Annotated in this window: 3 protein-coding genes; all 3 read right to left on the bottom strand. The window is 33.0% G+C overall.

From position 1 onward, the window contains the following. A partial coding sequence (locus SOY52_RS03420) for a PmbA/TldA family metallopeptidase (protein WP_320847584.1) occupies nt 1-591 on the bottom strand: 591 nt, incomplete at its 3' end. Beyond that, nucleotides 591-1,988, bottom strand: coding sequence for a TldD/PmbA family protein (locus tag SOY52_RS03415; protein WP_320847583.1), 1,398 nt, complete (start codon nt 1,986-1,988; stop codon nt 591-593). The genes SOY52_RS03420 and SOY52_RS03415, both read right to left, overlap by 1 nt. Further along, nucleotides 1,975-2,326: undecaprenyl phosphate translocase family protein (locus tag SOY52_RS03410; protein WP_320847582.1), on the bottom strand; the 352-nt coding region annotated here is incomplete at its 5' end. The genes SOY52_RS03410 and SOY52_RS03415, both read right to left, overlap by 14 nt.

The following is a 2,326-nucleotide window of genomic DNA, read 5'->3' as shown; positions in this document are numbered from 1 at the left end:
ATCAATTAAACCTTCTTTAATAGAGTATGCATTTTGAATATCAACGCCATCACTTACCTTACAGTTTGCCATAACATAAGCATCATCATTGCTGTCAAATAACTCTAAAGCATTTGAAGAAGCATAATAGCGAATTGATTTCCCATATGCTACAGAGCAAGTTGAACCATCAATTACTCTTTTATCCTTTAAATAAACTTCTTCATGATTTTTTAAAGCAATTTCTTTTATTTTTTTTATATCGTAGTTTAAGTAATCAAAAGATTCTTTTTTTGGATATTCCAAACCTCCAGAAAATAATACTATTTCATCTTTTTCATCACTTGAAAGCGCATTATCATATGCCCTTTCAAATAAAGAAGGTATTTCATCTTTACTTAAGTCTTGAGTTGATGCTGAACCTTCCTTATTACCAACAATTACTCTTAAAGAAAGATATGAAGAAAAAGATGATGCTTCTTTAATTATTTCATGGCGAAATGCACTAGCACTAACACTTTCACCTTCACTGATAATGATCTCCCAAGCATTTATATTCCTTTTATTTGCTTCTTCTATTATAGCATCTTTTATTTTTCTGTACTTATCCATTATCTTCCCCCTACAGTAATTTGACTCACTCGAATAAGAGGCTGACCAACATCGGTTGGGATACTACCAGCAGAGGAACCACACATGCCCTGTCCTGTTAAAAGGTGTTTTCCAACCATATCAATATTTTGAATAACTTCGGAGCCCTTACCTATTAAAGAACAACCTCTAACAGGATAAGTAATTTTTCCATTTTCTATCATATAGGCTTCATCAACAGCAAAGTTAAATGCTCCAGTCATAGGATTTACACTACCACCACCCATTTTTCGAGCATAAATACCTTTTTCAATTGAAGAAATAATATCTTCATCTTCATCATCACCAGCAGCAATAAATGTGTTGGTCATACGTGATGTTGGACAAAATGAAAAATCCTGTCTTCTTGAAGAACCACTAGATGGCATATTCATTCTTCTACCATTAAAACGGTCTACCATATAGCGTTTTAATACTCCATTTTCAATAAGAACCTTTCTTTGGGTAGGAGTTCCTTCGTCATCAATATTTACTGATCCCCAAGCATTTGGAATAGTACCATCATCAATGGCTGTTACCTTTGAGTTTGCTATTTTCTGACCAATTTTTCCGGCAAATTCACTATTATTGTATGCAACAGCACTTGCTTCCAAGCTATGTCCTGTTGATTCATGGAAAATAACTCCACCAAAGCCATTTTCAATGGCTACAGGATATACACCTGATTTACAATAAGGTGCACTGATTTTCACAAGTGCTGAACGAGCTGCCTCACTACCAATTGATTCAGGAGTAAAGATATCAAACATCTCAAGTCCCATAGAACGTCCTGGAGAGCATGTACCTGTTTGACTTTCACCATTCAAGCTTGCAACAGCATTTACTGCCATTCTAACTCTTATTTGTCTGTCAGTTGTAAGTAAGCCTTCAGAGTTTGCAACTAAAATAGATCTATCTACATCAAGATAAGTACCCATTACTTGTGTAATATTTTCACTTCTAGAACTAGCTGTACTCAGAGCAGACTTTAATAAATCAATTTTAACAATATTCCTTATTCCAGAAGGAACAATTTGAATACTATGTATGTTAGGATTTATCCTTTCTTTAAGCTCAAAATCCATAACACTTCTATTAGCGTCAGATATAGAAGAAGCTACACTTCTTGCACATCTTCTAATACCATCATAGGATAAATCACTTGTAGAGGAATATGAACTCTTTAAGCCACAATAAGCTCTAATACCAATACCACTAATTACACTATCAGTTATGTTATCAATATTAGTCGATTGACCTTTTTGTATCATTTTAATAGTTTTATATAAACTTCTTTCTACAAATACTTCAGCAAAATCAGCACCGGTAGAAAGAGCTGTATTTAGTGCTAAATAAATCTTTTCCTTACTTAGAAGCATTATTCTTCTCCCCTACCTTTGAAACCATGTAGATAATTACAGCACCTAATGCAAATGTAATTATTGAAAGAGGAATTTCCCATCCTACAGGATTACCTGGATAAATTGGAAATACTGATCCAATTAAAAAACCTAGGATAATTAAATATGTAATACCTGGATATTTACTCATACAAATATCCAATATCTTTGTAAGTAATACTACCCCAATACAAAAGCCTAATCCAAAAGGAATTAATACTAAAATATTTAAAGTACTAATTGCATTCATGATAAAGTCATATGAGCCAAGTATTAATAATAAATATGAAAAGCTAATACCAGGTAGGATAAATCCT

Origin of the sequence: Bullifex sp. (assembly GCF_034103065.1) — a bacterium.
Classification (GTDB): Bacteria; Spirochaetota; Spirochaetia; order Sphaerochaetales; family Sphaerochaetaceae; genus Bullifex.
Note: the sequence above shows the minus strand (reverse complement) of the source record. Positions and strands in the feature narration are given on the sequence as shown.

Coding starts and splice junctions, on each gene's coding strand:
- SOY52_RS03415 (WP_320847583.1), bottom strand. CDS start 1,988: ATGCTTCTAAGTAAGGAAAAGATTTATTTAGCACTAAATACAGCTCTT.